28 protein-coding genes and 1 riboswitch are annotated in these 24,182 nt (G+C 37.5%); of the genes, 2 read left to right on the top strand and 26 right to left on the bottom strand.

Annotated features, from left to right (window positions below; all coding sequences use genetic code 11):
• Window positions 1-107: 107 nt before the first annotated feature.
• A riboswitch (FMN riboswitch) is annotated at window positions 108-239 on the bottom strand.
• A 92-nt stretch (window positions 240-331) separates the two neighbouring features.
• From M3189_RS16500 to M3189_RS16580, 17 genes are all read right to left on the bottom strand, one after another.
• Window positions 332-1,078 (bottom strand): peptidoglycan DD-metalloendopeptidase family protein, encoded by a 747-nt coding sequence (locus M3189_RS16500; RefSeq protein ID WP_251635350.1) that lies wholly within the window; start codon window positions 1,076-1,078, stop codon window positions 332-334.
• Window positions 1,079-1,235: 157 nt separating this feature from the next.
• Window positions 1,236-2,405, bottom strand: coding sequence for a hypothetical protein (locus M3189_RS16505; RefSeq protein WP_251635352.1), 1,170 nt, complete (start codon window positions 2,403-2,405; stop codon window positions 1,236-1,238).
• Window positions 2,380-2,931 (bottom strand): RNA polymerase sigma factor SigX, encoded by a 552-nt coding sequence (gene sigX / locus M3189_RS16510; protein WP_251635354.1) that lies wholly within the window; start codon window positions 2,929-2,931, stop codon window positions 2,380-2,382. The genes M3189_RS16505 and sigX overlap by 26 nt, the downstream gene beginning before the upstream one ends.
• A 176-nt stretch (window positions 2,932-3,107) precedes the next feature.
• Window positions 3,108-4,889: an ATP-binding protein gene (locus tag M3189_RS16515; protein ID WP_251635356.1), complete on the bottom strand. Its 1,782-nt coding sequence runs from the start codon at window positions 4,887-4,889 to the stop codon at window positions 3,108-3,110.
• Window positions 4,886-5,602: a response regulator transcription factor gene (locus M3189_RS16520; protein ID WP_251635357.1), complete on the bottom strand. Its 717-nt coding sequence runs from the start codon at window positions 5,600-5,602 to the stop codon at window positions 4,886-4,888. Before M3189_RS16520 ends, M3189_RS16515 begins: the two co-directional genes overlap by 4 nt.
• A 172-nt stretch (window positions 5,603-5,774) precedes the next feature.
• The gene (ccsB, locus tag M3189_RS16525) at window positions 5,775-6,959 is read right to left on the bottom strand and encodes a c-type cytochrome biogenesis protein CcsB (protein ID WP_251635364.1); all 1,185 of its coding nucleotides are present in this window, start codon (window positions 6,957-6,959) and stop codon (window positions 5,775-5,777) included.
• Window positions 6,960-8,591: a cytochrome c biogenesis protein ResB gene (resB, locus tag M3189_RS16530; protein ID WP_251635366.1), complete on the bottom strand. Its 1,632-nt coding sequence runs from the start codon at window positions 8,589-8,591 to the stop codon at window positions 6,960-6,962.
• Window positions 8,592-8,614: 23 nt separating this feature from the next.
• Window positions 8,615-9,139 carry a thiol-disulfide oxidoreductase ResA gene (gene resA, locus M3189_RS16535; RefSeq protein ID WP_251635368.1) on the bottom strand — a complete coding sequence of 175 codons (525 nt, stop codon included), beginning with the start codon at window positions 9,137-9,139 and terminating at the stop codon, window positions 8,615-8,617.
• Window positions 9,140-9,244: 105 nt separating this feature from the next.
• Window positions 9,245-9,982, bottom strand: a complete 738-nt coding sequence (rluB, locus tag M3189_RS16540; protein WP_251635370.1) for a 23S rRNA pseudouridine(2605) synthase RluB — start codon at window positions 9,980-9,982, stop codon at window positions 9,245-9,247.
• A 231-nt stretch (window positions 9,983-10,213) separates the two neighbouring features.
• Complete coding sequence (locus tag M3189_RS16545) at window positions 10,214-10,750, bottom strand: spore maturation protein (RefSeq protein ID WP_251635372.1); 537 nt, start codon at window positions 10,748-10,750, stop codon at window positions 10,214-10,216.
• A 7-nt stretch (window positions 10,751-10,757) separates the two neighbouring features.
• Window positions 10,758-11,345, bottom strand: coding sequence for a nucleoside recognition domain-containing protein (locus M3189_RS16550; protein ID WP_251635374.1), 588 nt, complete (start codon window positions 11,343-11,345; stop codon window positions 10,758-10,760).
• Complete coding sequence (locus M3189_RS16555; RefSeq protein WP_251635377.1) at window positions 11,338-12,483, bottom strand: D-alanyl-D-alanine carboxypeptidase family protein; 1,146 nt, start codon at window positions 12,481-12,483, stop codon at window positions 11,338-11,340. Before M3189_RS16555 ends, M3189_RS16550 begins: the two co-directional genes overlap by 8 nt.
• A 138-nt stretch (window positions 12,484-12,621) precedes the next feature.
• Window positions 12,622-13,512, bottom strand: coding sequence for a superoxide dismutase (locus M3189_RS16560; protein ID WP_251635385.1), 891 nt, complete (start codon window positions 13,510-13,512; stop codon window positions 12,622-12,624).
• A 137-nt stretch (window positions 13,513-13,649) separates the two neighbouring features.
• A complete protein-coding gene (locus M3189_RS16565) occupies window positions 13,650-14,138 on the bottom strand; it encodes a YpuI family protein (RefSeq protein ID WP_251635387.1) in 489 nt (162 codons plus the stop codon).
• Between the two features lie 32 nt (window positions 14,139-14,170).
• Complete coding sequence (locus tag M3189_RS16570) at window positions 14,171-14,590, bottom strand: hypothetical protein (RefSeq protein WP_251635389.1); 420 nt, start codon at window positions 14,588-14,590, stop codon at window positions 14,171-14,173.
• A gap of 101 nt (window positions 14,591-14,691) precedes the next feature.
• A complete protein-coding gene (scpB, locus tag M3189_RS16575) occupies window positions 14,692-15,279 on the bottom strand; it encodes an SMC-Scp complex subunit ScpB (protein WP_251635397.1) in 588 nt (195 codons plus the stop codon).
• Window positions 15,280-15,284: 5 nt separating this feature from the next.
• Entirely contained in the window at window positions 15,285-16,037 is a 753-nt protein-coding gene (locus M3189_RS16580; protein WP_353057430.1) for a segregation/condensation protein A, read from the bottom strand.
• A 202-nt stretch (window positions 16,038-16,239) separates the two neighbouring features.
• Here M3189_RS16580 and M3189_RS16585 point away from each other — a divergent pair, with 202 nt between their 5' ends.
• A complete protein-coding gene (locus M3189_RS16585) occupies window positions 16,240-16,329 on the top strand; it encodes a YjcZ family sporulation protein (protein ID WP_251635401.1) in 90 nt (29 codons plus the stop codon).
• Between the two features lie 128 nt (window positions 16,330-16,457).
• Complete coding sequence (locus M3189_RS16590; protein WP_251635403.1) at window positions 16,458-16,979, top strand: DUF309 domain-containing protein; 522 nt, start codon at window positions 16,458-16,460, stop codon at window positions 16,977-16,979.
• Between the two features lie 27 nt (window positions 16,980-17,006).
• On the opposite strand, the gene M3189_RS16595 is transcribed toward M3189_RS16590, so the two are convergent.
• The 9 genes from M3189_RS16595 to spoIIAA all read right to left on the bottom strand — a co-directional run bounded on the left by M3189_RS16595 (window position 17,007) and on the right by spoIIAA (window position 24,087).
• On the bottom strand, window positions 17,007-17,357 hold the full coding sequence (locus tag M3189_RS16595; protein WP_251635405.1) for a GNAT family N-acetyltransferase: 351 nt from the start codon (window positions 17,355-17,357) through the stop codon (window positions 17,007-17,009).
• Window positions 17,358-17,857: 500 nt separating this feature from the next.
• Entirely contained in the window at window positions 17,858-19,162 is a 1,305-nt protein-coding gene (gene lysA / locus M3189_RS16600; protein WP_251635407.1) for a diaminopimelate decarboxylase, read from the bottom strand.
• 171 nt (window positions 19,163-19,333) lie between these two features.
• Entirely contained in the window at window positions 19,334-20,818 is a 1,485-nt protein-coding gene (locus M3189_RS16605) for a spore germination protein (RefSeq protein WP_251635408.1), read from the bottom strand.
• Window positions 20,781-21,380: a stage V sporulation protein AE gene (locus M3189_RS16610; RefSeq protein ID WP_251635410.1), complete on the bottom strand. Its 600-nt coding sequence runs from the start codon at window positions 21,378-21,380 to the stop codon at window positions 20,781-20,783. Before M3189_RS16610 ends, M3189_RS16605 begins: the two co-directional genes overlap by 38 nt.
• Before the next feature lie 26 nt (window positions 21,381-21,406).
• On the bottom strand, window positions 21,407-21,829 hold the full coding sequence (locus tag M3189_RS16615; RefSeq protein WP_251635412.1) for a stage V sporulation protein AB: 423 nt from the start codon (window positions 21,827-21,829) through the stop codon (window positions 21,407-21,409).
• Window positions 21,819-22,439: a stage V sporulation protein AA gene (locus tag M3189_RS16620; RefSeq protein WP_251635414.1), complete on the bottom strand. Its 621-nt coding sequence runs from the start codon at window positions 22,437-22,439 to the stop codon at window positions 21,819-21,821. The genes M3189_RS16615 and M3189_RS16620 overlap by 11 nt, the downstream gene beginning before the upstream one ends.
• 85 nt (window positions 22,440-22,524) lie before the next feature.
• Complete coding sequence (gene sigF / locus M3189_RS16625; protein WP_034677308.1) at window positions 22,525-23,283, bottom strand: RNA polymerase sporulation sigma factor SigF; 759 nt, start codon at window positions 23,281-23,283, stop codon at window positions 22,525-22,527.
• A 12-nt stretch (window positions 23,284-23,295) separates the two neighbouring features.
• On the bottom strand, window positions 23,296-23,736 hold the full coding sequence (spoIIAB, locus tag M3189_RS16630) for an anti-sigma F factor (protein ID WP_251635423.1): 441 nt from the start codon (window positions 23,734-23,736) through the stop codon (window positions 23,296-23,298).
• A complete protein-coding gene (spoIIAA, locus tag M3189_RS16635; protein ID WP_251635425.1) occupies window positions 23,737-24,087 on the bottom strand; it encodes an anti-sigma F factor antagonist in 351 nt (116 codons plus the stop codon). It abuts the gene before it with no gap.
• Window positions 24,088-24,182: the final 95 nt, after the last annotated feature.

A 24,182-nucleotide genomic window follows, 5' to 3' on the forward strand; every position in this document is an offset into this window, starting at 1 on the left:
TGACCTAGGAAAAATAAAAAACCTCAAGAAAATAGTCTTGAGGGAGTTTACAAAGGCACTCTTAATAAACGTTCAGTATATCAACATTTTTTTGAACGTCGCAGAACCTCCATCTTCTCCCATCCAGACTATACTGTCGGCTTTGGAATCACACCAAATCCTGCCATAAAGGCTCGCGGGCTCAAGAGTTTAACTCTAATACCGCCGATCGGGAATTTCACCCTGCCCCGAAGATAGATCGATATTTAATTACTCTTTTATTATACTGGTAAGTATTCGTTTTGAAAAGAAAAAAACACTAACCTAATGTGACGGTTAGTGGAATATTCATTTATTTTTGGATTACTAAAACTTGTTCAGGCAGGATAAGGTCCGACTTTAGCTGATTGACTTCTTTTAGCTCTACAACTGATAAATTGCTTTTCTGTGCAATGGAGCTTAGTGTATCACCGGCTTGTACAATATAATGTGCCTTATCGCCCTTTACATACGTACTTGCTGCAAGACTATCCGTATTACTTGCCATACCACCTTTTACTGCCACACCCACCTCAGTATGACCCAGCAGTGTTTCTGGATCAATGGCGTTTTTCTTATCAAATGTCCACTCTACCTGATGACTCTCAAAGTGGAGATGAACACCCGTCGATTCGCCTGTTCTTCCCATCATCCCAATTCTATCACCTTGTTTAATCTCTTGCCCTGTATTTACAAGCCGCTTATTTAAGTGGGCATAAACAGTAACATAATTATTGGGGTGTGTAAGAAATATTACATTCCCGTATGTATTTGAGTAATAGGATTTGCCCACAACCCCGTCCTCCACAGCGATAACAGGAGAATTTAACCTGCCAGCTATATCGATTCCCTTATGTGTTCCATGCCTTGTCCCATATGTATCAGATATGACACCATCTGCGGGCCATATCCATCCAGCTTTTATTTCCTTTGATTCCTGCATACTCGCTTCGGTCTGCTTCCCGCCTAAGAATAATAAGCTGACACAAAGCGCCATAATTGCGGCAATTAAAAGCCGCCTTATGTAGTCTCGCATTTGATTGTTTTCCTCCTTAATCATATCCTCTCCTCCACACACCATATGTTTACCTACTGTTTTTTAGAACATATAGTTGGGAGAGAGCGGTTAAGCATACTTGTTATAATTTGGAGAGAAATGGTTTTTTATTCATAAAAAAAAGATTAACCTTTTAACGGTCAATCTTTTTTATCTTCTATTATTCGATTGGGCGGTGGTTAGGTGCCAATGGAACCTTTGTTTCCTTTGATAAATCGAATGGCCCTAAAAGCTTGATAGGAGCGTTTACAACCATTATCGTTTCAACCCCAAATTCTTTGGCGGTTAATAAAATAGCTTCAAAGGAACGAAGTGTTTCAAGGTTATTCTCCATTGGTGTGTTTTCATCGATATGAATGATTAATTTGTTATCTTGAATGGAAACTTCTTTGATTTGAAAGAATGGACCTATTGAGGCCACTAAACCACCTTCTGCTTGGTTTGTTTTCATCGCTTCAAAAGCGGCATTTATATCTTGAAATGTATCAGTCGAAGGAACGTGATAGGTTGTATCCATACCATCCGGTGTATAAAGGAAATATCCATGTTTACCTTCTGGATTAACTTCTAATTCATCCATGACACCATAATTACCAAATTCTATTCCAGGCTGTCCATTTGTTTTGAGTATTATTTTATTTACTTGACTATTTGAGGCTATTGTTTTCTGCAATATATCTAAAAAAATCTTTTCACCTGTAGAACCTTGCCCATATTTATGGTCACTTGGAACATCGACAATCACGGTATTATTTGTTTCATCTAATTCAAACGAAGCGTCAAGAGGATAATAATCCGTCAATCCCCATTCCTCTTCCTTTAATAGTCCCATTGATTCAGTAAAAAGTGTCAGCCAATTCTTGTTACCCACCTGAGGGACAATAAGTGAAATAGGGACTATTATTTGTGCCTGGGAATCAGGGACCCAATAAGTGATTACTTTTCCGTTCTCTACTTCATCATCATATATTGCAGTTTTATTCATTTCGGTCATTCGCATTTTAGGTTCTGCACCTGATAAACCATCTTCTTCATTTTTATTCAAAATTGATGATTTATCGTCCGCAAGGCTTATCTTTTCCTCACTTCGGACATCTTCCTGTTTTGCGCTATTAAAAGATTGTGTTCCTTCTAATAACCTTGGTGCTAATATGAAAAATAGGAGTAAAGCTGCTGCAGCTGCAAAACTAGGAATTAGCCAAGCTGTTCTTTTTCTCTTTTTTATAGAAAGATTTTGGTATATGTCACGAGGATTGCGATGGTCTTCTATTTTGGGCATTTGCCTAAGTAATTCTTCGAGCTGCTTATCGCTCCACTCTGACTTCTTCACTCTCTAATCCCTCCTTATCACGAAACATTTCCATATGCTTTTTTAATACTTTCAATGCACGATGTTGTGTAGTTTTCACTTTACTTTCCGTCCAATCAAGAGCTTGTGCCGTTTCAGTAATAGACAAATCATTTAAAAAACGCAATATAACAACCGAACGTTGATCCACAGTACAATGGTCCAAGCATTGATAAATCCATTTAATTTCTTCCTTTTGAATCGTAATTTCTTCTGGAATCGGATAATCATCCTTTATCTGACTTTGAGACCAATCAAATTTTTCAAGCAGTCGACCCTTCCAACCCTTTTGTTTACGAAACGAATCAATGGCAACATTTCTTGCGATAGAAAATAGCCATGTTTTTTCACTGCTTTTACCTTCAAAGCGATGATAAGATTTAAACACCCTTATATATACTTCTTGTACTAAATCCTCTGCCTGTTCCTTGTTTCTTACCATATAAAATAAAAATTGAAAAACGTCATGATGATATTTTTGATATAGCTCTTCGAAAACGGAGTCCATCCATTCCCCTCCCCGTTCATAGAATTAGTCGATACATATGTACAAAAAGTTTCACATTTTAAATATAGACTTTTTATTATTAAAAGTGAAGACAAAACAAAAAACCCACCCTTTGGATGAGTTTTAGTATCAATATAATTGTTTCCCGTGAATCAAGAGAAATCGCCATTTTCTTCTCATTTTCGTGGAAGTGAAAAGGCAAATGTCGTTCCTTGTCCTATTTTACTTTGTACAGATATATGACCATGATGTGCGTCAATAATATTTTTTGCGATAGCTAGTCCTAATCCTGTACCAGCTCTTCCTCTAGTTCTTGCTTTATCGGCTTTATAGAAACGTTCAAATACGAATGGCAGATCTTCTTCTGGAATACCTGAACCTGAATCAGAGACTTCCACCTTTATACCGAAATCATCATTTCTTACATGTAACTTAACTGAACCACCTTGTGGTGTATGTCTAATGGCATTATCAATCAGGTTCGTTAATACTTGTTCAATCCGATCTGGATCAAATAAGATGTTTGGAATATCATTCTCCAGGTCAGCACTTAAATGTATCTCATTGTCTCTTGCCAGCCCTTGGAACTTATGAACGATTCTATTCATAAATGCAGGTAGATTCACTTCATCCATCGTTAATTGAATATGCCCGGCTTCCATTCTCGCTAAATCCAGCAACTCATTAACAAGTCGCCCCATTCTCAATGATTCATCGTAGATTACTTTTGCCATTTCCTTTTTCTCTTCCTGCGATTCAGCAATATCATCTACAATGGCTTCACTGTAGCCTTGTAACATGGAAATAGGTGTTCTTAGCTCATGAGAAACGTTTGCAATAAAATCTTTCCTCATTTTTTCTAATACCCGTTCTTCTGTCATATCTCTTAGTACCGCAACGGCTCCACGAATAAATCGGTTACTGTATAGCGGACTAACCAGAATAACCCAATGACGGCCTTGAAGAGAAATTTCCCCCGCCTGCTCTGTCTCTGTATCAACAGACTGTTGAAACAGCTCCATTACTTGTGTGGGAATTTCTTCAGAAGGAGATCCTGCTCCTCCCTTTTCATAATACCAATATTGTAAAAACCGGTCAGCAGGCGGATTGGAAATTAGGATTGTTCCATCCCGGTTAAAAGTTATAACTCCATCCGCCATACTGCTCAAGATGCTCGCAAGCTGTTCTTTTTCCTGACTTAAGGCATTCATATTAAACTTTAACTGCCTGCCCATCTGGTTAAAGGCTGTGGCAAGTTCACCAATTTCATCATGAGTCAGGATTGGAACTTTTGTATCAAATTTCCCTCTTGCCACTTCGAAAGCAGCTTCCCTCATTTTTATTAAAGGAGCCGTAATCCTGCTAGATAAAAAGAAGGCAAAAATGGTAGTCAGAATAATAGCAACACCCGCAACAAGTAAGATAAAATTCGTGGTTGAATGTGTAGTTTCTTGAATGATTTCTAAGGACTGATAGATAAACACTGCACCATTTTGCTCATCATCCATGTGCAGCGGTACACCAATAATCGAATATTTAGCAGTATCTCTTCCAGAATCTTTCGATGAAAGCTTTGCCACTTTCTCTACAGTTATGTCCTCTTCAAAGACTTTTGATATCTCGACATCATTGCGTATGTCTTGTAACGATAATTTCACTGACTTTTCAGAGTTAGGAGAGTAGTAGACCTCTTGGTTATTTTTTATAATAACTACCTTTGTGAATTCATCAATAATTTCCCATGAGATTTCTAAACCTAAGGGAAATTGCTCATTCGGATGATTTTCCAGCACGTTGGCTATTTTCTCTGCCTGATGGGTTAAATTATTTTTTGTTGCTGTAATATTGTTATTCTCAAAAAACTCTAGGAGCATTACAGTTAAGATGAAAAGGATGAAGGCAACCAAAAATATGATGGTTAGCCACAGCTTTCCAACTACACTTCGTAAAAAGGTCATTCATTAACAACCTCAAATTTGTAGCCTACTCCCCAAACGGTTACAATCATTCTTGCTGCCTGTTCAGAGACTTTATTTAACTTTTCACGAAGGCGCTTAACATGTGTGTCTACCGTACGCAAATCTCCAAAAAATTCATAATGCCATACTTCTTTTAGTAATTGCTCACGATCAAAAACCTTGTCTGGTGCTTTTGCAAGGAAATACAGTAATTCATATTCTTTTGGAGTTAAACTTACTTCCTTACCATCAGCCAAAACTCGATGTGCGTCATTGTCGATTGTTAAATGTGGGAACACAATAACATCCTTGGTTGTTGTATCTGTTTGGAGATAAGTAGTTTGAGATGACCGTCTTAATAAAGCCTTTACCCTTAATACTACTTCTCTTGGACTGAATGGTTTTACAATATAGTCGTCTGTACCCACTTCAAATCCTTGTACACGGTTAACCTCTTCACCTTTAGCAGTTAACATAATTACAGGTGTAGCCTTCTTTTCTCTTAATTCACGGCAAACCTCTAACCCGTCCTTACCAGGCATCATTAAGTCTAAAAGAATGACATCATAATCATTTGCAAATGCCTTTGTTAACGCTTCATTACCATCTTCTGCTTCATCAATTGTATATTCCTCACGCTCTAAATACATCTTTAATAAACGGCGAATTCTTTCCTCATCGTCCACCACTAAAATCTTTACTTCTTTATCCATTAATAATCCCCCCATGCTGTTATTTTACAAAATGTGATAGTGATAATCTATAATTTAAGGTAATTGTCTTTACAAAAAGTGTCAGATTTTTGACAAACATCCTTTTTTCTAACTAAACATTTGAAAAATAGCCTTTACTTGGAAAAAGTAAAGGCTATAGACCAACAAATTATCATCCAGCGTAGGAATGAAGTCCTGCAATAACTAGGTTTACAGCGACCAAATTAAACATAATTATGACAAAACCAATAACTGCTAGCCAAGCCGATTTCTCACCATGCCATCCCTTGGAAAGACGAAGGTGTAAAAAGGCTGCATAGAATAACCACGTTACCAGTGCCCAAACCTCTTTAGGATCCCAACCCCAAAATCTTGTCCAGGCAATTTGCGCCCATATCATCGCAAAAATCAAAGCACCTAAGGTAAACACAGGGAATCCGATTAATACAGATCGGTAGCTTATTTCATCCACAAAATCCAATTTGATGTTTTTAACTAAGGGCTGCAATGCGGCCGAGATACGTTTTCTCAAGATTAATCTTAAAAGTCCATAAAGGATAATTCCACCAATAAACGACCAAATAACAGAATTCATTTTCTTCGCATTTATCATTGCAGGCATTTCTACAAGTGGTTCAAATTTTCCACTGGTAAGCAGTTCTCCTTCATGGGGACCAGTAATCGCTGGCATCGTATATTCCATATTTGCCTCAATGTCATTCTTATCAATCCAATTAAATTCTGCTTTATAATCCATAGCAGAGAATAAACTGGATACAAGAACAAATCCTAATGTTGTTACCAACCCAAACATTACAGTTTCAAGCCAAAAGGTTCTCTTTGATGCTTTAGATTGATCAATTACCTTTACAAGATAAATCAATCCCGCAGCAAAGCTGATTGCTAAAATGGCTTCACCTAATGCTGCAGTCGTGACATGAATATGAAGCCAGTCACTTTGCAATGCTGGTATTAACGGTGATATATCCCTAGGAAACATGCTCGCATAGGCAATAACTAGAATTGCAACAGGCATGGTAAACAATCCGAGAAGAGGTGTCCGATAAATAAAATAAATAACGATGAATGCACCTACAAGACACATTCCAAAAAAGGTTGTAAACTCAAATAAATTACTAACAGGGGCATGCCCTGCTGCAATCCACCTTGTAATAAAGTAGCCAACCTGAGAGACAAATCCAACTATTGTCACTACTACGGCAATTTTCCCCCAGCGATTCGTACTTTTCTTTTCTCCGGTATTATTCTTGGCCTTAATGGCCCCGCCAAAGAAGAGAGTCGCTACTAAATATAGAATAAATGCAATATAAAGTAAATTACTACTTAATGCTGCCAACTAGACACCCTCCTTATCATTTCTTTCCTTTTGCATTTGATCATCAGGAATAATTAATTTCGTTTCTAAAATAGTCGATTCAATTTCTTTTTTTAATCCATACCAGTTCTTATTGGTATGTGCTGCGATCCAAACTTCGCCATTTTTGTTTTGCACCCATATTCTGCGATGATTCCAATATGCGCCTTGGATTACACCAATCATAAACAAGATACCACCTATAATAATAATCCATATCGTTAAATCTTTACGAACGGTTAAGGCAGTTACATTTTTTGTTTCAATTCCTTTGAAGGCCATTTTATATTGGTTATCCCCTAATGGCTCAATGGTTTGCTGTATCGCAACAAAACTCGTTTCCCCTTTTGGGACTTCTGGTGAAATCATCTTGAAAACAAAAGCAGGATTATTCGGTATCCTGGATTTTGTTGTCGGTTCCCCATTTTCAGAAAATTCAAAATCAGGGAAGAAACTCAAAACTTCAACAGCATAACCGTTTCCAAGGTCATATTTTGGCTTTGGGTCATATAGATTTACTTTTATATCACCAAACGCTTTACCAGATTCTTTGTTTGTTAAAGAGAAGGACATTGTATTTAATTCATCTAGCTTGTAGTCTACTTGATATAATGCAAAACTTTCAAACTTCAAAGGCTGATTGACTCGAATTTTGTGTTCTTTCACTTTTTCTAATTCAGGCTGTTCCCCTGGAATAGCAGGACCGACTCTTTTATACAGTACAGCATTTGTCTGATAATTTTTAACAACCATCCCAGCACGGTCAATTGCTGCTTCAAAGGTTTTATCCTTATCTTTATCGTAATTTTCGAGAATAAACTTCTCGTTTGCAACATAATATTGTCCATCCGTTTCAGGCACAACCTTTGTTTCACCTTCACGCAGCCATAGGACTTTATCAATATACATCCCAGGAACAAACCGGAGCATGCCGCCAATTAAGAAGATAATTAATCCAACATGGTTCACATATGGACCCCAGCGTGAAAATCGATTTTTTTCCGCGAGCAAATCACCATTTTCTTCCCGTACATGATACCGTTTAGCCTGTAATCGTTGCTTAACCACGGCTAAGTCATCATGATCCCCATTCTCACTTATCCCAAATAGACGCTGACGTTTTAAAAATCCTTCATGTCTTGTTACTCTTTGAGCCTTTAACGCCTTATACAACGGGACAACCCTGTCGAGACTACAAATAACAAGGGAAATTCCTATCATTGCAATTAATATTAAATACCACCATGAACTATACAAATTATTAAAGTCTAGCTCATAGTATAACTTCCCAAACCAGCCATACTGGTCCTCGTAATATTCTTCTGCTGGCATTGTAGGGGGTATGTACATTTCCTGTGGAAGAATCGTCCCAGCTGCAGAAGCAACTAGTGTAATGACGATTAGCCATACACCAACCTTGACGGAAGAAAAAAAGTTCCATATTTTATCAACGATGGTCTTATTATATGTTTGTGAGCGGCGGGCACTGCCTTCATACCGCATATCCAGCAGTGATTTATCTGGTGATTCTTCAACTAGAACCTTTCCGCATGCCTCACACAATACGGTCCCATGTGGATTAACATGTCCGCATTCACATTTAACATCTTTCATTGCAAAAAACTCCCTACAACCCCTTAAGGTTTAATTTTCTCCATAAACTCCCTAACCATTGCTTCCGTTAGCGTTCCTGTATGATATTTAACTACTTTCCCATCCTTATCAATTAAGAATGTTGCCGGAAGCGGATTAATACCATATGCAGCTTGTACCTGTCCGTCTGTATCAATAACAGTAGGAAAATCAAGCTTCTTCCGTTCTATAAAATGATTAACGGCTAATTCTGATTCGCTAACATTAACGGCAAGCACTTGTACACCTTTATCTTTATAATGATTATATTGATTATTAATATATGGCATTTCTGCTTCACAAGGCTTACACCAAGTCCCCCAAAAGTTTAAAAATACTCCCTGTCCTTTATAGTCAGAAAGCTTATGCTTTTCCCCTTCCATATCAACCAACACAAAATCAGGAGCTTGTTTTCCAACTTCAACCTTCATTCTATTGTCTTTTGTCAGGTTGGCATAAAGCGTGTAGGCAACGGCAGCAGCTAAAATGAATAAAATTAACGTTCTCATTATTAATCGCCGTTTTTTCATAATTCTCCCTCCCTGAAAATCACAAGTACGAGACACAGTTTGTCTAGATTATATCATTTTCCACTGTGTCTATAGTAAATTCTCCCTACTGCATTTGTGACATCTTTATGAATTTTTCTTAGTAGACTCTAAAGATAGTCCTCTTAATAACTTCACTTCATGGTGTGTCAACTCTCTAGCATCCCCTGCAGATAATCCATGTAAAGTTAAGAAGCCATAGCGTTCACGTTTTAATTTTAAAACGTCATGTCCAATTGCTTCAAACATTCTTCGAACCTGACGATTACGCCCTTCATGAATGATTATTTCAATGATAGAAGTTTGCTTCTGCTTATCGACTGAAAGCATTTTGACTTTTGCCGGTGCTGTTTTTCCATCTTCAAGATGAATTCCTTTTTCTAACTTTCGAAGATTCTCTTTAGAAGGAATACCTTTCGTTTTAACGACATATGCTTTTTCAATCTCATTCCGAGGATGCATAAGTAAATTGGCAAACTCCCCATCATTTGTTAGCAGTAATAATCCGGATGTATCATAATCAAGACGTCCAACCGGAAAAATTCTCTCATGTTGGTATGGAAAAAAGTCCGTTACCACCTTTCTTCCTTTATCATCACTCACACTCGAAATAACGCCACGTGGTTTATATAATAGAAAATAAACCGGTTCTTCTTTCTCAATCTGAATTCCATTGACTTCAACCTTGTCTGATGGCGTAACTTTCACACCTAGCTCTGTCACTACTTTTCCATTGACCTTTACTCTTCCTTCTTTAATTAATTCTTCGGATTTTCTTCTTGAAGCTATCCCTGCTCGAGCTATTACCTTTTGCAATCTTTCCAATATGATCCACCTCAGCTGTTTACCTTTATTTTGAATACTGGGCGCTTTGCACCACAGTTTAGTAGGAAACAAATTTGTTATTCTTCCCTAATGAATTATGACACAAAATTGCCCTTTTTCAAAGTAACGGCTTTTTTAATGTATGAAATACAAAAAAGCAGGCTCCTATTAATGTTTAACACGCTTAGGAACCTGCTTCTTTTTTTATGACATTGCTCTTTTTCCAACATTTCACTGTGCACCGAATACAAGTACTACAACAACAATTGCTGCAATAATTCCGACTACATCTGCCAGAAGGCCAACCTTAAGGGCATCACCCATTTTTTTGATTCCAACAGCTCCGAAATATACGGTTAACACGTAAAAAGTAGTATCAGTACTTCCCTGCAGAACAGAAGCTAGTCTTCCAATAAAAGAATCTGGACCGTAAACAGCAATCAGGTCACTCGTCATTCCAAGCGCGGCTGTTCCAGAAATCGGCCGTATTATGATAAGAGGAATAATTTCTGCAGGGACACCGATAGCTTCCATTACTGGTCTAATCCAATTCATTAATGCTTCTAGAGCACCTGAGGCTCGGAAGACAGTAATCGCTACGAGCATGCCTACAAGGAACGGAATAATGGAGACGGCAATTTTGATTCCTTCTTTTCCTCCTTCAACAAAACTTTCATAGGTTGGAATTTGTTTTATGGTTCCATAAAGGAGGATAAAACCTATTAAGACAGGAATAAAACCTAGGGAAATAAGTGAAAGAAATTCCATGCGGCATTCATCCTTTACGACTTCGTCGATTATAAAAATAACGATCTATCATAACTGCTCCGAGCATTGAGATGATGGTGGCAATTAAGGTTGGCACCACAATTTCAGTCGGGGAGGCAGAATTGTAATTCATCCTTATTGCAATCACTGTTGTTGGAATGATGGTAATGCTTGCTGTATTTATTGCTAAAAAGGTGACCATCGACCTGCTGGCTGAATTTTTTCCGCCATTTAATTGTTTTAATTCCTCCATCGCTTTGATTCCAAGCGGGGTCGCAGCATTACCTAAGCCAAACATATTCGCAATCATATTAGACAATATATATCCCATGGCAGGATGATTGGTTGGAACTTCAGGAAATATTCTTTTAACAAATGGACGAAATAACTTAGACAATAAATCTAGTAACCCCGATTCTTGTGCAATCCGCATCATTCCTAACCAAAACACAAGAATGCTGATTAACCCAATACAAAGTGTCACCGCTTCCTTTGCCCCATCAAAGATTGCCTTATTTACTTCTTCCATTGTTCCGTTTATCATGGCAAATACGAAGCCAACAATTGTCATAAATACCCAAATATAATTAACCATTTAATCTCACGCCAATGGCTGATAAAAATAAGTCTTTTAGAGAATCAAACAGCCCCTTTTTCTTCTCAGGGCCACCCTGATAATAAATCGGTGTTTCTTTCACTACTTTACCATCAAGAAAAACTTGTGCTTTACCAACTACTTCTCCATTATGATTTGATTCGTCCCAATCTTCACCCGGCTTATTTAATTTGTACCTTATCGAGAACATGTCCATTTCCTCATTTGTCGCAGGATAAACAATTGTCTTGTTTACATATAAATGTTTTTGATAATATTTATTCGTTTTAACATCGACTTTTCCTTTTGCTAACACTTCCGCCATATCATAGGTTTTAAAGCTATTTTCATACATGGCTATGTGATCATTCCAATCATCTGAAGCGTTCAAGGTAACTGCAATTAAGCTCATATCCCCTTTAGTTGCCGTTGAAACCAAAGTTCTTTTTGCACGTTTTGTATAACCCGTTTTTCCACCTGTCGTGTATTTATACTTTGTTAGTAAGCGGTTTTTATTTTTCCACTCACGATCCCACTTTTCTGTAGGATTTGGTGCTTTGTAATTCTTTGTCCCAGCTATTTTTTGGTATGTTTTGTTATGTATTGCATACCGCGTTAGTAGCGCCATGTCATAAGCAGTTGAAAAGTGGTCTTCATGATCATCTAAACCATGTGGATTGGAAAAGTGAGTATTCAACATACCAATTTCTTTGGCTTTTTGATTCATCAAATAAACAAACCCATCTAAGCTTCCTCCGACATGCTCAGCAATAGCGACCGCAGTGTCATTGCCAGACCTAAGCATTAGACCATATACTAAATGCTCAAGCTTAATCTTTTCTCCGGGCTTTAAGTACACAGACGACCCCTCGGCTCGGGTAGCTTGTTCACTTACTTTCACTAATTCATTCATTTTTCCCGATTCGATAGCAAGAATCGCCGTCATAATTTTCGTAATACTAGCGATTCTCCTTTTTGTGTGGGCATCTTTCTCAAATAGGACACGCCCAGATTCTTGCTCCATTAGTACTGCACCTTGTGCACTTACGGAAACGGAAGCATCCACCTTTTGAGGAATGTTTGTAATGAATAGTGAGACCATGAGGGAAAAAATGACTAGCTTCCAAATCATTCTCATAAGTTTACCTCGTCCCCTTCGTTAACATTTCTAGCATTAATACTAGCTTTCTAAAATTTTATGCAGGACAAGGTCTGATATGACAATTTGTCCTGAAAAATGAAAAAGGCAATCGACTATTCGCCGATTGCCTTCCAATTAAAAAGCTGGCCATTTTATTTCAGAGGCTTTATCAAACCTCATTTCAACATCATTCCAGTTTACTAGATTCCACCAATTGTCAACGTATTCAGCGCGATTGTTCTTATACTGCAAGTAATAAGCATGCTCCCAAACATCTAGAGCGAGCAGTGGAATGGTGTCCCATTGCGTTAGCAGCATATGTCGTTCTGATTGTAAAATCTCAAGATGCCTTGCCCGTGGTGACCATACAAGTATAGCCCATCCCACACCTTCCACCTGTTTTGCTGCTTCAGAGAACTGTTTTTTAAATTTATCAAAACTGCCAAAATAATTTTCTATTTCTCTCTTGAGTAGACCTTGAGGACTCCCCCCTCCTTTAGGTATCATGTTCTTCCAGAAAATCGTATGCAGATAATGCCCAGAGCCATGAAAAGCTAATTCCCTAGACCAATGTTTGATTAAGGAAAAATCATTGTTATCTCTAGCTTTCTTTAAATTTATCTCCGCTTTGTTTAAGCCCTCTACATAAGATCGATGGTGCTTATCATGGTGCAATCTCATGATTTCTTCCGAGATAAAGGGTTCGAGGGCATTGTAGGCGTAAGGGAGATCTGGAAGTGTGTGTCCTCCAGGCGGGACAGTTTTTTTCTCAACCCAGATACTCCCTACTCCCTGTTTACGAGAAAAATAATCTTCCATTTGTTCATGAATTTCCTCTGCTTTAGCCTGTAGACTGAGCATTTCATTATCTGATAATGATTGACCAGTGTTTTCAATTAACTCTGTGAAATGCTCCAGCTGCTCCCATAACTCTAAATTATCTTCCACATCTTCTGTTTCTAAGAAACTCTTCATTTCTTCGTTCCATTCAAATATTTCACGAACATATTGACTAAATCGATTCATTTTATCCCACCCTTATATTTCGAATCTACCTAAAAGGTATGAAATTTATTTGTGATTATGAACAATTATGCAAATGAGACGAACCTATAACACAGAAAAAAAACTGCCCTAACTAAAAGGGCAGTTTCAGAAACCATTTATTTTGATTGAATCATTTTCGTACGGTAATCTGTTTCATAATATTCAAGTTCTTCTCTGACTCTTTGAAATTCTCCTTCGAGTCCTTTCACCAACTCTTGTACACTTTCAGGTACACTTTTATAAAATTTGATTGAATTTCGTCCTGTATATGCGGAACGACTATCCTCAAACCAAGCATCATTTTTAGGAGAGAAAAACTCTTCAATGCACTGATGAAAAATTCGATAAAGGGTTTTTTCTGCCGTTGCTTTCTGGAACGGTTCACTTAGCAAAATAACTGAGCACGCATCCAAACCTTCTTCACAATAAACAAGCAATTTTCTCAAGTTTGACAGGACTATTTTATAATAATCCAAATCTCCGGATAATTGTTGATTCATCCGCGAAAGGGTCGTTTCATTTAAATAATTTTCTAGAGTACTGATTGTAGTAGTTAAAAACCCTCCTACATCTTTAAGCTGCGATTTTACCAATGAATTCCCCATTCAAACACCCCTTTGAATTCTTTATTAACCAATTAACTGTGCTGCTTAATGTAATCAAGCGGAGAACGCAGCTCGAACTTATTCGTTTGCTTTACAGCAAGTACTATTTCAGGTAACTTTTCAAAGTCAATATCTTTAAAATAAGAAGCAAATTCCTGTTTAGAATTAATGTATAAGCGTTTCCGATTGCGCAATCCTGGATTTTTGATTAAACACACTAAGGCAACAATGTCCTTGAAGGTTACTTCAATATTGTCTTTTGTAAAAATTGGGTTTTGCTGATAAGGAGTGAACTCTGGGAGAAATTCATCAAAGTATCTGACGTACAATACATGCAGGGTCTTTTCCTCAGAATTTTCAACAAATGTAACTTCACTTCTATTAAAAAAGTCTTCTGAAGTATTTGATTTTTCCTTTTCCAATTCGTGCCCGATGCAGTTTTTAATTAACAATTAAATCAATCCCCTTTGGCAATTAACAATAAGTTGAATCTTCGGAATTTCTTTGAAATCGTATTTCTATTTTAACACATCTAAAATGAATTGTTTTGTTTTTAAGTATTAATACTCTCTTGAAATCTTTCGAAGAATAGGTCGGCTTCTTCTTGGACAAATTCTTCTTCGACTCGGTCGGGCAGTTTGGGGAGTTCCTGAATGTTTTTTAAACCGAAATAATCGAGAAATTCTTTAGTGGTCCCGTATAAGTAGGCTCTCCCTGTTCCCTCGGCTCTTCCAACTTCCTTGATGAGTGCTTTTGTCATCAGGGTATGAAGTGGCCGCTCCGTTTTCACTCCGCGTATTTCTTCAATTTCAACACGAGTGATTGGCTGTTTATACGCAATAATCGCTAATGTTTCCAAAGCTGCCTGTGATAGGGCAGCTGTATTAGGTGAGTCTACAAGCCTTTTTAAGTAGCTTGCGTTTTCTTTTTTTGTGGCAAGCTGATACGTACCTGCAAGCTGAACAATCATTATGCCACGGTTTGAGTCTTTTTCGTAAACCTGAATTAATTCTTCTATAATTTCACCAGCCTTCAGTTCCTCTACATCTAGAACCTCAGCTACATGCTTTAAAGTAAGTCCCTCATCCCCTGCAGCAAATAAAAGACTCTCTAAAATACTTTGCCAGTTAATTATCTCCAAACGCTTTACTCTCCTTCTTGAATTGCATGAACAAAAATATCCCCGAAGTTTTCATTTTGTTCTACGTCAATTTCTTTTCTTTTGATTAACTCCAAAACTGCCAAAAATGTCACAACAATATGTTCCTTTGCTGGAATTGGGAATAAATCGTTGAAGTTTTTCCGTCCCTTTAATTTTTTTAACTCACTCATTATTTCAGTCATTCTGGTTTCAATGGATATTTCTTGCCTAGCAATCTTTGTTGCTAATGGGCGTTGCAGCTTTTTTCTTCTTAAAAGTTTCTGAAAAGCAGCCAACATATCATATAGGGTGACATTTTTTTCTGTCTTTTCTGGTTGCTTTTCCTTTGCAAGATCAGAAAGGTCACTTGGAGGTTTCGTATACATAAGTCCGCGTTCTTCCTCCAATGACTTTAAATCATGTGCAGCTTCTTTATATTTTCGATATTCAATTAACCTTTCAACAAGTTCATCTCTAGGGTCTTCTTCATATGCCATTTCTGAATTGAACTCATCCAATTCCTCTTCGTGCTTCGGTAAAAGCATTTTACTTTTTATTGCTAATAAAGTTGCTGCCATCACTAAAAACTCGCTTGCAATATCCAATTTAAGTTCGTTCATTGTTTTAATATAGATTAAATATTGCTCTGTTATTTGGGCAACAGGAATATCGTATATATCAATTTCTAAAGTATTAATTAAATGGAGAAGTAAATCCAATGGTCCTTCAAATGCGTCAATTTTGACATTATAGTGTATCATCTTTCACCAGAATCCTTGATGTAATGTTCATAAAAATCATGACTATTCTTAGTATAGAGGATTCAAATACGTTATCCAATAGAAAAATCATTACGATTGTAAAATTCGAAAATAGGATGTTGACCTATAACACTGGACAAACACCCTACATATGATGAGAATGAAAAGAATAACAAAACAATATAGGAGGTATTTGAAAATGTCTGAAGGTTACGGTTTTGGAGGCGGCTTCGCTTTAATCGTGGTTCTATTCATTCTATTAATAATTGTTGGTGCTTCCTGGTTTTAATTAGAACACCAAAGTAAGCTAGCAAGAAAGCCCGCCTTTTGGGTGGGCTTTTTCTTTTGGAGATACTTCTGAAGAAACAATGATTATATGCTACACTGTACATAACTTAACTTTTTAGGGGTGATTTTTTGTACCCAGAGCAGTATGTTCAATTTTTAGTTCATTTTAATGGAAATCGTGATTATTTTGAATGCCACGAAATCCTAGAAGAGTATTGGAAGGAATCTAACGATAAACAAAAGGATTCAGTCTGGGTAGGCTTCATCCTATTAGCGGTGTCAAGGTACCATCATCGAAGAGGAAATTTTAAAGGGGCTGAAAGAACGCTGAAAAAAGCTATTACTATCTTGTCCTTAAAGGTAAATTCTTTATCCATAAAGGGTTTAGATGGTAATGTTTTTTTTCCTTCACTTACAAAACTTCTTGATGAAATCCAAAACGAGGAATGCTATCAAAGCATTAATCTTCCAGTAATCGATCCTATTCTTATAGAAGCATGTACGAAGGTGTGTGAAGAAAAAGGTTTTAAATGGGGAGAGAAGAGTAACTTAGAGAATGTATCCATCGTTCATAGGCATAAATTACGTGATAGAACAATGGTCATTGAAGAACGTTTAGAAGCACTTCGGAATAGAAAAGGCAACGAATAAAAGCCTCGTTGCCTTTCAATGTTTTAGTTAGCAAAAATCACACTTCTCAACAAATGGTGCTGTGTTGTCATTTGCGGTTATTTGCTTGTCAGGATACATATCCTTCAGAGCTTTAACCATTCTTTTTCCAACCCCTTGATAACGATGTGAGGGATTGACAGAAATATGTTGAATCATTAACACAGAATCATCATTGTTCATTTGAACCCCAATCAGACCAATAATGTCTTCTTCCTTCCATAGAAAGAGCTGTAAGTTCTCTTCTGTTTCATACTCCTTAATGGTGAATTGGAGTTTCTTCAAGTCCTTTTCCGTAGGCATAAAGGACAACAAGCCCATGGCTATCTTTTCAAATGTTTTCTTATAACGAATTAACATAATAGCTCCCTCATTATATTAAATAAACCCAGTTAGGGATAATATATTTTTTCCAACAAACTTATAAATAAACAGTTTTCTTTATAATATGTAGTCAATTTCGTAAAGTGTTTCATTATTGTCAATCATACATAATAAAGGTTTGCCTATCAATCCCAAGTATCATTATTTCGGTACAATAAAAACCCAATAGATAATCCCCCAAATAAGTGCTAGTCCTAATAGAATACCAAAGACTTTCCAATTACTACTCTTCACAAGTTAACCTCCAAATATGATTTGAAGATAGCGTACATGTTGTCATTCTACACTATATACAAAAAATAATCCATTCTATAAATAAAAAGCGGAAGCGCCTTGCACAGGGGCGACAGGCATATGCCAATCCGACAAGAAGGTTGGTCTTTACCTTCTTGTCGGATTGGCATATGACCCCGAGCCCCTAGGCGCTGCAGCTGGATTAGAAAACAAATAAACTGCCGCTATGGACGGCAGCTTGTTTATTTTAATGGCAAATCTAATCGAAGTAAATCTTCGTAAGTTTCTCTTTTCACAACAAGCGTTGCCTTTCCATTTTCAACAAAGACCACTGCTGGACGTGGAATACGATTATAATTATTTGCCATTGAATAACCATAGGCACCTGTACAAAAAACAGCTAGCAGATCATCTTCTTTTGTTTCCGGAAGTGGTAAATCCCAAATCAGCATATCACCAGATTCACAGCATTTACCAGCAATGGAAACCTTATTCGTGCTTTTTGCTAAAGGCCTATTAGCAAGAACCGCTTCATACTTCGCCTGATAGAGAGCAGGTCTTATATTATCACTCATCCCGCCATCAACTGCTAAATATTTTCTCACACCAGGAACTTCTTTAGATGAACCAATTTGATAGAGTGTTGTACCTGCATCACCAACAAGAGACCTTCCAGGTTCTATCCATATTTCCGGCATTGTCATTGAGTTTTCCTGAATTAATCGCTTTACCTCTTTAATAATTTCACTAACATATTGTGAAGGTTGCAGTGGTTCATCTTCGCTAGTATAGCGAATCCCAAAGCCTCCGCCTAGATTAAGGACTTTTGCTTCAAAGTTAAGTGTATTTTTCCATTGATTCATTTTGCCAACAATTTTTTCGGCAGCGAGCAAGAAGCCGGTTGTCTCAAATATTTGGGATCCAATATGACAATGCAATCCTAAAACTTCAAAGTGATTACAACGAAGAGCCGTCACTAAAGCTTCCTCCGCTTGTCCATTTTGTAAGTCAAAACCAAATTTCGAATCTTCCTGACCTGTTAAGATATAATCATGTGTATGTGCTTCAATTCCAGGAGTAACCCGAAGTAATATACTTACGGATGAATCTCTTTCGATGCAGATTGTCTTTAAAAGTTCTAATTCATAAAAATTATCAACAACGATACAGCCAATTTGGTTGTCTAATGCCATAACTAATTCTTCTCTGCTTTTATTGTTTCCATGAAAGTGGATTCTTTCAACCGGAAATCCCGCAGCAATAGCAGTATATAATTCTCCTCCTGAAACTACATCAAGAGATAGTCCTTCTTCCTCTGCAAGCTGTAGCATCGCAATCGTTGAAAAGGCCTTACTGGCATATGCTACCTGTGCTGTTACATTTTGCTCTTCAAAGGTCTTCTTAAATCCTCTTGCTCTTTCCCTCATTAATGATACGTCATATACATAGAGAGGAGTTCCAAATTGCTCGGCCAACTCTACTGCATCTACTCCGCCTATTTCCAAATTACCCTTGCCGTTTACGCCTGTTGTCCCGTAAAAATACATACCCTTCCCTCTCTTTCGTAAAGACTTTACTCTTTATTAGTGTACGGTACGTGCTTAAAAAAGTAATAAATAAATAGACAGAATCCACAAAGGATACTGCCTATTTTTAGCTTTTTATCCTTTTATATAATTAAAAATACTTTAGCATAACACAATCTTTTCCGCAATAATTTATTCTCCATCCGGCGGCTGGCGATAGCGATTCCTCGGATGAACAATGCTTGGACGAAGGATTGATCCAGGTATTGCCCGTCGGAAAATAATTTGCAAGAATCCCTTTGGTTCAAAAGGGAGAAATGGCCAAAAATACGGAGTATTAAGAGTCCTTGTTGTGACTAAATGGATAAATAGTAAAGTAGATCCAATTACGAAACCAGGCGTATGGAAAATAGCAACAAGGATTAATAGGGCTATTCTTCCTATTTTATTTGCAACACTTAACTCGTAACTCGGTGTAGTGAACGTACCAATACCTGCAACCGCAACGTATAGGATAACTTCTGGGACAAACAAACCAACTTCGATAGCAATTTGACCTATTAACACTGCCGCAATTAATCCCATGGCTGTCGATAGCGGAGTTGGTGTATGTATGGCTGCTATTTTTAAAAACTCTAGCCCAAAGTCAGCTAATAAAATCTGCATGACGATTGGAATATTCGTTTGTTCATTTGGACCAATGAAAGAAAGCCTTTCAGGCAGCAAAGACGGTTCTAACACAAACAATAGCCATAATGGCAGTAGGAATATAGATGTCAATATACCTAAAAACCGAGACCAACGGACAAAGGTACCCATTATGGGGGCTTCCCGAAACTCCTCGGCATGCTGGACATGATGGAAATACGTGGTTGGGGCAATAATGACACTTGGTGACGTATCCACATAAATAACTACATGACCTTCTAATAGATGAGCAGCCGCTACATCGGCACGTTCTGTATATCTTACCAATGGATAAGGATTAAAACCTTGTTTTAGAATAAATTCTTCTATTGTTTTATCGGCCATCGGAATCCCATCGATTTTAATGGACTTAAGTTCTTTACGAAGAATATTCACTAAGTCTGGGTCTGCAATATCATTGATGTAGCCAATGGCTATGTCTGTTTTTGAACGTTCACCCACTTTAAGAATCTCAAAGCGGAGACGTTCATCACGTATTCTTCTTCTGGTTAATGCAGTATTGATAACAATATTTTCAACAAACCCGTCACGTGAACCTCTAACTACTTTTTCTGTATCCGGCTCCTGAGGTGAACGACCGGGATAGCTTCTGACGTCAACTGCAAGAGCAGTATTTGCTCCTTCTACTACCACAACAATTAATCCTGATAAAACCTGTGTAACCATTTCATCAAGTGTTTTAATGGGACTAACTGATTGATTAACGAGTCTGTTTTCAACTATTTTAAATAAATCAGCCGACAATTTCTCATGATCATTTATGCGTACTAATTCTTCTACGGTTTCAATAATAAATTGAGTATCACATAAACCAGTTATCCAGTAAAAATGGACATCTTTTTTTAATATTTTTAACTTCCGGACACCAAAGTCAAAACTTACACCCAGCCCAACCCGCTGTTTCATGTAATGTTCAATTTCTTGCAGTGATTCAGGTATCGGCCATGCTTGTTCGTTTTCTCTCGTCACGAAATCCACTCCTTTCGAGGATTAGTTCTACCGCTTTTTTCGTAATGGGGGCACCGCGTTCATAATGGTCCCGCCTTGCCATTTTTCCTACATCTCCGATTCCAACAATGATTGGAACATCTAATTCATCAAGGCAGTATACGGTGTCTCCATTTAATCTTCCAATCTCTAGCTCTGGTATACCGTGTTTGTCAACACCATAAGGAGTTAGTTCACCTTCCCGATCAATACTTACATCGATTCTAGTCCACTCCGCCTGATGTGTCTTTGCAGCAACAGCTATAATACCCAAGACTTCAATGTCCTTATGCGTGGCGACATATCTTAACGCTCTTTCTCCTGCACCTTCACCAACAAGTCCACTGTCATCAAACATTACTAATACTGGGTCATTTGCAGCCTTTTTAATTAATTTCACAAGTTCCGATCCTGTTAGCAGGGAAGGATTCCCTTGAGACATAGAGATACAACGACCGCCTACTTCTTTGGCGACACTCTCTACTGCTCTCTTTGCGTACTCATCACCATCAGTAATTAATATAACCCGCCTGCGAATACTCATTCTAGGATGTCCTTTCATTCCTTACTTTAATGATGAACAAAATAGACCCATTGAAAAATTGACCCAACAATTTTCCCTAAAACAATCGCCATGATTAAGATAATTATTTTCCCATCAATCCCAAGTCTTTTTGCAAGAACAGGAAATACGTTCAATACTTCTGTAAGTCCTGCTGCTAACATCCCTACAAAGACCCCTCCAGCAAGTCCAAGAGGCAGCATAAAATATGGGGATAGGCCCAATATAGGATCTCTTAAGCTCCCTGCACAACCTGATAGCGCTCCTATTACAACAGCCCATTCATAGTGCCGAATCATCTTCATTGTCTTCGATAATTGTGTCAGCCTAGGGATAATTCCTAGTACTGTAAGAAAGGCAACAAAACCTGAACCAACTGCTAATCCACCTGCAAGCCCGATAAACATTACTATTATGACTTTAATCGTCATTTGTACGTTTAATACTTTCCTTATTTTCATGAATGATTACATAGTTATCTAAATCCATTTGATAGTTAAACATCTCGACTTCCAGGGGACTTGGTTCTTCGTTGATTCTTTTTTGGAATACATGGTTGAAGAATAATATCATGCCAAGACCTAAACCGATTGAATAAGGGATTTGAAAAATCCATGGCTTAGAATCTTCGACACCTGTTATTATCTTGTATAACTTTTCTTGAACACTCCGCATACTGACATCGTCATGAAAATTCATAATGGCCATTGCTGAACCGAAAAATAATAAAAACCATATCAAGATAAAAAGAGGAGTCGACATTTGTTTTTTCTTTAGCATTACTTCTATAATTGTTTGTGAGGGTCCAATCGTTTGGACCTCGACATCCTCCATCAGATTCGAAATCATTTGAATTACTTTCATGACATCGATGATGATAATATTTTTATCTTTTATGGATACTTGGTAAACCATCAGATTTTTCAATTCTGGTATTACAGTTTCTGGAGCAATAATCTGGGCAATATCCAATAAATAAACTTTTTCATCCGGTTTTACGAGAACTCGATTCCGCATGCGGATGTAGACTGTTTTTTCCAAAACATTCACTCCCCACACATTGATTTCCTTGTATAACTAGTATGGGCAAAATTTCTTACTTTACTAAAAAAAAAGACCGTATGGATTAGAGATCCATACGGTCTTTCATTTGCTGCAATATCTTTTTCTCAAGTCTTGACACTTGCACCTGAGAAATTCCCAGTCTCACTGCTACTTCCGATTGGGTTTGATCCTTATAATAGCGTAAATAAACAATCAGCCGCTCACGTTCGTCCAATTCTCGAATCGCTTCTTTTAAGGCAATTTTATCAAACCATTTCCCTTCATTTCCATCATCAATCTGATCTAATAATGTAATAGGGTCTCCATCATTTTCATAAACTGTTTCGTGAATCGAAGAGGGAGTCCGACTAGCCTCTTGGGCCAGAATAACATCCTCTGGTGACAGCTGAAGATGTTCTGAAATTTCATTAACCGTTGGAATTCTTCCATACGTTTTCGATAATTCATCCTTCGCTTTTCTAATTCGGTTGCCCATTTCCTTTAATGAACGGCTAACCTTTACCGTCCCATCATCGCGAATAAACCTTTGTATTTCACCAATAATCATTGGAACCGCATAGGTAGAAAATTTCACATCATAGGAAAGATCAAACTTATCTACAGATTTCAGCAGTCCGATACATCCAATTTGAAAAAGATCATCTGGATCATATCCCCTATTTAGAAACCGCTGGACAACGGACCAAACAAGACGCATATTTTTTTCAGCAATAAGGTCTCTTGCTGCTTGGTCGCCGTCTTGGCTTTTCTTAATAAGTTCCTTAACTTCATGGTCCTTTAAATACGTTTGCGCTTTATCTTTTTTGACCTCCACATCCATTGGCAAGTCTCCTTAATTGCATAGCATTTTGCTTGTGTGTAAATGCTTTTTTAGTCTTACTTCGGTTCCTTTACCTGGCTGTGTGAGAACCTCAACCTCATCCATGAAATTTTCCATGATAGTGAATCCCATACCAGATCTTTCTAGATCTGGTTTCGTTGTAAATAATGGCTGTCGAGCTTCCTCCACATCTACAATACCTAGTCCGACATCTTTAATCGAGATATCCACTAAATTATCTTCAATGGTTACCTGGATATAAACAATCCCATCCGGGTCATTTTCATAACCATGTATAATGGAGTTGGTTACCGCTTCAGAAACAACAGTTTTAATTTCAGTCAGTTCGTCCATTGTAGGGTCAAGCTGTGCAATAAAAGCAGCAACCGTGACACGGGCAAATGATTCATTTTGACTTAAAGCACTGAATTGAAGATTCATTGAATTCTTCACTCAGGCCACCCCCAATCTTTGCAATGCAAACTCTTCTGTCGGCTCTAGCTTAATAATTTTAAAAATCCCCGACATATCGAATAATCGTTGTATTGCAGGGGAAATCGCACAAACGACCATTTCACCATGCACCTGCTTGATTTGCTTATATCGCCCTAAAATGACACCTAACCCAGAGCTATCCATAAAAGAAAGCTGTTCTAGATTTAAAACTATATGACGAATATCATTTTTTTCAATTGCATTGGCAGCTTTTTCTCGTAATTCGTCCGCTGTATGATGATCGAGTTCGCCACTTAAACGCAAGCATAAAACATCATGTTTTATTTCCATTTCAATGTTAAGACTCACTATCCCTAGCCTCCTTCATCTGGTATAGTGAGTCAATTCGTTACCGTTAGAACAATCTCCTTCTATCAAGACAAAACTAGTTGTAATTTGCTAAA

The organism is Neobacillus niacini (assembly GCF_023715415.1).
Lineage (GTDB): Bacteria > Bacillota > Bacilli > Bacillales > Cytobacillaceae > Neobacillus > Neobacillus niacini_C.